The organism is uncultured Veillonella sp., assembly GCF_905209685.1.
Lineage (GTDB): Bacteria > Bacillota > Negativicutes > Veillonellales > Veillonellaceae > Veillonella.
The window spans coordinates 1-7,510 of record NZ_CAJLUB010000094.1 but is presented as its reverse complement, the minus strand read 5'-3'; the positions used below and the strand labels follow the sequence as shown (position 1 = coordinate 7,510).

The 7,510-nt window shown below is 40.0% G+C and carries 5 protein-coding genes, 1 tRNA gene and 1 riboswitch; of the genes, 2 read left to right on the top strand and 4 right to left on the bottom strand.

Going from position 1 to position 7,510, the window contains the following annotated elements:
* The 4 genes from mazG to QZ055_RS07055 all read right to left on the bottom strand — a co-directional run.
* A partial coding sequence (gene mazG / locus QZ055_RS07070; protein WP_295825597.1) for a nucleoside triphosphate pyrophosphohydrolase occupies positions 1 to 634 on the bottom strand: 634 nt, incomplete at its 3' end.
* Positions 618 to 2,225, bottom strand: coding sequence for a polysaccharide biosynthesis protein (locus tag QZ055_RS07065; RefSeq protein WP_295825595.1), 1,608 nt, complete (start codon positions 2,223 to 2,225; stop codon positions 618 to 620). The genes mazG and QZ055_RS07065, both read right to left, overlap by 17 nt.
* Positions 2,222 to 5,518, bottom strand: a complete 3,297-nt coding sequence (mfd, locus tag QZ055_RS07060) for a transcription-repair coupling factor (protein ID WP_295825592.1) — start codon at positions 5,516 to 5,518, stop codon at positions 2,222 to 2,224. Before mfd ends, QZ055_RS07065 begins: the two co-directional genes overlap by 4 nt.
* A gap of 212 nt (positions 5,519 to 5,730) precedes the next feature.
* Positions 5,731 to 5,815: transfer RNA gene (locus QZ055_RS07055), tRNA-Leu, on the bottom strand.
* Between the two features lie 454 nt (positions 5,816 to 6,269).
* Positions 6,270 to 6,442: riboswitch (cobalamin riboswitch) on the bottom strand.
* Positions 6,443 to 6,583: 141 nt separating this feature from the next.
* On the opposite strand from QZ055_RS07055, the gene QZ055_RS07050 reads away from it, so the two are divergent.
* Both QZ055_RS07050 and QZ055_RS07045 read left to right on the top strand, forming a co-directional pair.
* Positions 6,584 to 6,859: a helix-turn-helix domain-containing protein gene (locus QZ055_RS07050; RefSeq protein ID WP_005385690.1), complete on the top strand. Its 276-nt coding sequence runs from the start codon at positions 6,584 to 6,586 to the stop codon at positions 6,857 to 6,859.
* A 12-nt stretch (positions 6,860 to 6,871) separates the two neighbouring features.
* Positions 6,872 to 7,315: a hypothetical protein gene (locus tag QZ055_RS07045; RefSeq protein WP_295825590.1), complete on the top strand. Its 444-nt coding sequence runs from the start codon at positions 6,872 to 6,874 to the stop codon at positions 7,313 to 7,315.
* Positions 7,316 to 7,510: the final 195 nt, after the last annotated feature.

Below are 7,510 nucleotides of genomic sequence, written 5' to 3'. Positions count from 1 at the left end.
CACCGCTTATTTTATACCATCTTAATAGATTAATCAAGGAAAAAAGCACATCTCCCGCTTCTTTTTCCATATTTTCTCTATCTTCTTGGGCAATAGCTTCCTTAAATTCACCCATTTCTTCGGAAACTTTCGCCCAAACTGGATCGAGCTCATCCCAGTCAAAACCTAGCTTTGCAGCCTTTTCTTGTAGTTTGTAAGCCGCTACTAATGCAGGTAAACCTTTAGATACACCATCCAATACAGATTTTTGTATATTTTTCTTTTCTTGCGCCTTTAATTCATCCCAACTGTATGATTTTTCATTATTTTCAGGGTCAAAAACATGGGGATGACGACGAATCATCTTTTCTGTCACATCGTGAATTACATCTTCTAATGTAAATTGACCTGCTTCCTCAGCTAATTGACTGTGAAAGACAACTTGTAATAATACATCACCAAGTTCTTCACGAAGATTTGGCATATCTTTATTATCGATAGCATCTACTACTTCATAGGTTTCTTCGATGAAATATCGACGCAACGACTCATGAGTCTGTTTTTGATCCCAAGGACAACCATTCGGAGCACGCAAAGCTTTTACTACATCTACTAATGGTTGTACCGATACTGGCTTATCAGTATTGTTTTTCATATAGCTTAGCCTCCTCCTTATCTCGGCGAGCCTGTAATCGCTTACCTATAACTGGGAAATGATACATATCGGCTTTTACAACGGCCTTTGTTAACCATAGGGATAAACCATACACAAATACCGCTACAATAATAGCCGCTGCCACTGCACCACCGTTACCGAACAGTTCTACAGTCGTCACATATACCACCTGTGTAGCACCGCCCATAGCCATGGCAGACACTACAATTTTTAATAACTCTAATTTATTGAGTACGGAGCCTACATATTTTTTTACAAATATATAGTTTATGAGTGCAGCAATAGCAAAGTTTAAATTCGTTGCCCATGCGGCACCATTAATACCAAGCTCAATAGTACCTGTCAATTGATAGTCCAAGAATGTCTTAGCCAATAGACCGATAAAAATGGCTACCATAGGAATAACCGTTCTACCTAAGCCCTGCAAAATACCTGCTGTAATCTGTTGCCACCCTAAGAATATAATACTCAAGCTAATAACAGCAATAACAGGACCAGCATGAGGCGTTGCGTATATCAATTTAGATATAGGTGTCGCTAATACACAGAGCCCAATGCAGGCCGGTATAGTGAACATATTGGCAATCTTAATGGCTGTGCCGGCGCGCTGTACAATGCGGTGCACATCACCTTGGGCATGTGCCTCAGATACAGCTGGTACAAGGCTAGCCGCTAAGGATGTAGTCAAAATGATAGGCAAACCAATCAACGATGTAGCCATCCCTGTGAGATAGCCAAATTGTGTTGTCGCTTCATTGAGGTAATACCCGATATCCATCAATCGCTTTGGGACGATAAATGTATCGATAAGAGATACCATGGGCAACATAATATTGGCCATTGAAACTGGTATAGCCAAGCTAAATAGTCGTTTCACTACAGAGCTATTGCTTTCACCGATAGCATTTGGATTCTGCTGCGCCAACATTTGCGCCCGTACACGACGCTGACGATAGTAAAAGTAAATCAATACGAGCAATCCAGCTAATACACCGGGGAATGTAGCAAACGTTGCACCACCTGCCGCCAAGTGTAGCCCTCTATCAATGAAATAATAGGCTAAGCCCACCATAGAGGATACGCGGAAGATTTGTTCAAAGACTTGGCTAGTTCCCGTAGGCACCATGTATTGGAAGCCTTGGAAGTAACCTCTAAAACAGCTCAAAATTGTAACGATGAAGATAGCTGGCGACAATAGCTGAATCGCTAAGAGTGCACGAGGATCTGTAATAATATGGGTATCTATGAGCCACTGTGCACTGCCGTATAAAGCTACACTAAATACAAGGCCTAATAGTGTTAACACCTTTAACGATACGGAAAATACCTGTTGTACGCCCCGCATATCATCATTAGCTAGCTTTTCCGCTATCATAATAGATATAGCAACAGGAATGCCTGCAGCGGAAATACTAACGATAATTTGATAAATCGGATAGGCCATCATATATAGGCCAATCCCTTCACCACCGAGAACGCGTGCAATAAGGACTTTACTGAAAGCACCGATAACCTTAACGATAATCCCAGCTAAGGTTAAAATCATAGCCCCCTTTAAAAATCGATTCATAGGCCCTCCTTAGACGATGATTTTTGGCTCAAAGCCTTCATCACCGCTTCCGTAATGGTCAAAATAGAACCTTTCATACCATTGAGGCTCACATATAATGTAGCCGGCTTAGTATCTGCAAATTTCATCTTCTTCCAGAGATCTTCCCGTACAGCCCCCATATCCCAGTCAGCCATCTTGGAATCGTCATGCCAATGAATGGTAAGCTGCTGACCTCTACGGACAATACTTTTAATGCCCAGTAAACGTGCTTGTTCTTTGATTTGAGCAATGCGTAACAAACGATCTACCGGATCTGTTGGCGTACCAAAACGATCGATGAGTTCATCCGTCATATCATCAAGCTGTTCTTTCGATTTAATATGTAATAATCGTTGATATACAGAAATCTTACGGGCACTATCTTTGATATATGCATCGTCGATAAAAGCATCTACCTCTAGGTCGATGGCTGGGTCAATAGATACTTCCCGTTCAACCTCTTTATTTTGAGCCTTCGCAATGGCTTCTTCAAGCATGCTCACGTACATACCAAAGCCGACAGATGCAATATTGCCATGTTGCTGTGAACCTAAGAGGTTACCAGCACCGCGAATTTCTAAGTCGCGCATAGCCAATTTAAAACCAGCGCCGAGCTCTGTGAATTCTTCAATAGCTTTTAAGCGCTTTTCTGCCGCTTCAGAGAGCATTTTATCAGGTCGATACATAAAGTATGCATAGGCCCGTCTACGAGAACGTCCTACACGGCCACGCATTTGATATAGCTGAGATAAGCCTAAGCGATCCGCATCATAAATGATGATGGTATTCGCATTTGGTATATCTAGACCAGTTTCGATGATACTGGTAGACAATAATACATCATAATGGCCTTCATAGAAATCAGTCATGATTTCCTCAATTTGACGGCCTGTCATCTGTCCATGAGCAATGGCATAGCGCAAGTCTGGTAAAGCTTCTGCTAGTAACTCACCCATATGATTAATGGATGCTACGCGGTTATATACAAAGTAAACCTGACCACCACGCGCCAATTCGCGCTTGATTGCATCGGCCACGAGGTTCATATCATATTCCACTACATAGGTTTGAACCGGCAAGCGTTCTTCTGGTGGCGTATTGATAACGGACATTTCACGAACACCAACGAGAGACATGTGTAATGTTCGAGGAATTGGGGTCGCACTCAAGGTGAGTACATCAATATTATTGGCCCACTCTTTCCATTTTTCCTTTTGAGCTACCCCGAAACGTTGCTCCTCGTCTACAACGAGCATACCTAAATCTTTAAAGACAACCTTTTTATTGAGCAAGGAATGTGTACCGATAAGAACATCAATGGAGCCATCCTCAACGCCTTTTAGAACTTGTTTTTTCTCTGCTGTACTGCGGAAACGATTGAGTACATCTACCTTGACACCAAATGGAGCAAAACGGTTCAAGAAGGTTTGGAAATGTTGCTGTGCCAAAACAGTAGTTGGAACAAGTACCGCTACTTGTTTGCCGCTCATAACAGCCTTAAAGATGGCACGCATGGCCACCTCTGTTTTACCAAAGCCTACGTCACCTGCTAGCAAACGGTCCATAGGAACTGGTTTTTCCATGGATGCCTTTATTTCTGCTGTTGCTTGTAATTGATCTTCCGTTTCTTCATAAGGAAATGCATCTTCAAATTCCTGCTGCCATGGTTGGTCAGGCAAGAATGCAAAGCCTTGCGTTATTTCACGCTGTGCATAGAGTTCAACTAACTTATCTGCTAAATCATCAATAGATTTCTTTGCCTTTGTAACAACCTTAGCCCAGTCACGGCCACCCATTTTATTGATGCGCGGCACATCACCTTCATTACCAATATACTTTTGTAATTGATCTAAATTGTTGGCGGGTAAGAATAGTTTATCTGATCCCGCATAGTCAATTTCAATATAATCCCGATGAATGCCTTCTGTTTCTATCGTTTTAAGGCCAATATACTTACCAATACCGTGCATACTATGAACTACATAGTCACCAGGCGTTAAATCCGTAAAATAATTGATTTCTTGGCCTTTTTTAGGCTTATTGCGCAGCTTTCGTTTTTGTTGTCCGTAAATATTACCTTCTACAACAACTACTAAATGGCTATTTGGTAATTCAAAACCATCGGTCAATAAACCTTGTAAGATAACTACCGTATTAGGCTTTGCAATCCACTCCGCACTATGAACAAAGGCAATACCTTCCCCTTCAAGGGCACGTTCAATCCCTTCTCTTCGTTGTTGGTTATTTAATACCAATACAACTTGATGGTTTAAACGATGCCATTGTTTAATCTCATCAGTTAATAAAGGAATTTGACGCTCAAAGCTCGTCATCGTCTTGCCTTGAATACCAATTGGGGTAAATCCAGCTAAGCCAATAGAACGTTGTTGCATAAATGTGAAAGCTACTTGATTCGTCGCTTCTACAGTGCGTTGCAATTCACTCCAGTCACAATGATTTTTACGATGTGTTGGATCTTCCTTAAGGAATTTCTTTAATGCTTCCTGAATACGACCAGGCTCATCGTAAATAAGAGTGCCTTCTTTCACATAGGACAATAAGGTGCAATCTGCATCACTTTTACCAAGAAAGAAAGGTGTCACTGTATAAGAATCAATTTGTTCAATGGAACGTTGGTTCTCTACAGAGAAGAACCGCAACGTATCAATTTCATCGCCAAAGAACTCAATCCGTATGGGATGTTCACTATTAACAGGATATATATCTAAAATATCCCCGCGCACGGCAAAATGACCACGTTGTTCCACCTGGTCTACACGTTCATATCCAATTGTAACGAGCTGTTCAAGAGCTGTATCGCGTTCAATCGTATCATTCAAAGAGAAATGTAACGACTGTCCTTTTAAATATTGTGGAGATACCACATACTGTGTAACCTCTTCAGCATTCGCAATGACTACAGCAGGTTCCTGCCATGCTAGCAATGCTAAGGCACGCATTTGTGCCCCTTGGTCTTCAAGGCTACGAGCAATCGTTGTAAAGTCCACATGATCTGTTATAGGAAATGATAGGACAGGAATATTAGGCCAGAAAAAGGCTAAATCCCGTTCCCACATCTCTTTATGGTCCTTATCATGGACTACGATAACCACAGGCTTTGTAAGACCCGTAGAAAAAGCTTGGTTTAAGAGGAAACTCTTTTGAGATCCACTAAGACCATATATGACTGACTTTCCTTTCCGCTGAAATGCGTTTAGCCCATCCACAAAGGATGGGTTCTGTGAAAGCAGCTGTGTTAATGTATTATCCATACTGCACCATATAGTATTACTATGATTATTTAAATTAATAGTTCTAACTCATTTATTATAACACATAACGGCATAGTTAATTTTCTATCTATGTTATGCCTTACTAATCACGCTTGTTTGTACCTAAATTAAAAGCGCTTAGTCTTATGTATGCCCATTAATAAGCCTAATTTTAGGCAAAAAAAATAGCACCTCAAAAGGTGCAATAAAGTTGGTGCGGGAGAAGGGACTTGAACCCCCACGCCGTAAGGCGCCAGATCCTAAGTCTGGTGCGTCTGCCAATTCCGCCACTCCCGCGTCTCAACTGAAATAATAATATCATGTATAGAATTCATCGTCAATCATTTTTTTAGAATTAACTTAAATTTCATGTATCCCCTAAAAATAAAAGTTCTATTATATAGATTGACTATACACATTAGAAGTACTAGAAATTAACAGGAGAATAGGAAAATGAAAAAGAGACTGACCCAGAATCCGAACTACTAGAATCCTGGGTCAGCCTCTTTTTTAGGATGATGATGAATAAATGCATGCCCTACATTTACCATAAAATATATTAACAGTCATAACACATGTCATGCTGGTAATACCAAGAAGGTATTATTCACCATGACCATGCCATCGACATTAAGGTCTTTTGAATACAATTTAAATCATCTCTGATAAAAATCGTATAGAACTAAAAAATCCTTTTTACGGGTACGTAAAAAGGAGCTACTAACTTCTCCTCCCTATCTCTCGTAGGTCAAATGGTGAATGTTGAATAGGCAGTTCTCCTGACTCGGCGTCATCGCTCATCTAGCCTTCCCAGTTTCCCAGTGACTTAATTTAGACTCGCTCGACCATACAGTGGCGGGACCGTGCTGGCATTTAACCAGCTTCTCTATTATGCTTTTCAGCACCTATTCCCAAATATGATGTTTTCTATAAGTTAATATTAACACCACTATCGTATTAAGTCAATTTATTTTTGTAATTTTATTAATTCATCTTTTATTCATCTATTGCCATATATGATATTTTTAATTACAATATAAAGGTATCTAAAAATAGGAGGAATCTATGTATATCGGAGATTTCATTAAAGAATATCGCGAAGCTAATGGTGTATCTATCGAAGACTTTGCGAACAAAGCAAGCTTAACAGTTACTGAAATTGAAGCATTAGAAAAAAATATCCAAGAAGATGGTACTGTAGTGCCTGTTGCAATGCGCCAGATCAAAGGTATTGCAGCAGCTATGAATGTACCAATGCCTGTAGTCATGGCTCAGATTCCTTCTAATCAAGAATTAGTTGTACATGTGGTTGCTGAATCTGATCAGCCACATGCGAAGTAATAAGGAGAATACATGAAGCGTAGTTTATTAATTGCAGCGGCTTTTACAATCTTAGGTATCCTCCCCTCTCAAGCAGTTAATATTGCTGATTTAGAGAATGCCAGAGGTTATGCCTACTTATATCGTATGAATGGCCAAAATTATTACGCAGAGCAACGCGTTAAGGTCATCGCAGGAGAAGGTAATAAATTTGAAATTGTAGCTCGTACATATAGTCATCAAGGTGCTCAATATTATATGACAGAATATATAAATCATTATTACTTTGATCAAGATGCCGATACGATTCAATGGGTTCAAGAACAACGTAATATCATCGATGCCCGTACAGGCAGAGTATTACGTGAGGAAAAACGACCTAAAGCTAAATTAATTACCTTAAAACCAGATACATATGGTTATATGCAAGCTATCTACTGGAGAGATCTTGCTGTAGCTGCAGAACAGCTAAAATAAGGTAAAGCACTTAAGCCATAATCTAATTAGATTTAAATTATGAAAACTAAAAGACTCTACACAATTATGTGTAGAGTCTTTTTAATAGATAAATATTTTTTTGAAAATAAAAAAAGCACCACATTGCTGTGATGCTTTCATTTGGTGACCCAGAAGGGATTCGAACCCCTGGCCTTTTGATTCGTAGTCAAACGC

Coding starts and splice junctions, on each gene's coding strand:
- QZ055_RS07065 (WP_295825595.1), bottom strand. CDS start 2,225: ATGAATCGATTTTTAAAGGGGGCTATGATTTTAACCTTAGCTGGGATT.
- mfd (WP_295825592.1), bottom strand. CDS start 5,518: ATGGATAATACATTAACACAGCTGCTTTCACAGAACCCATCCTTTGTG.
- QZ055_RS07050 (WP_005385690.1), top strand. CDS start 6,584: ATGTATATCGGAGATTTCATTAAAGAATATCGCGAAGCTAATGGTGTA.
- QZ055_RS07045 (WP_295825590.1), top strand. CDS start 6,872: ATGAAGCGTAGTTTATTAATTGCAGCGGCTTTTACAATCTTAGGTATC.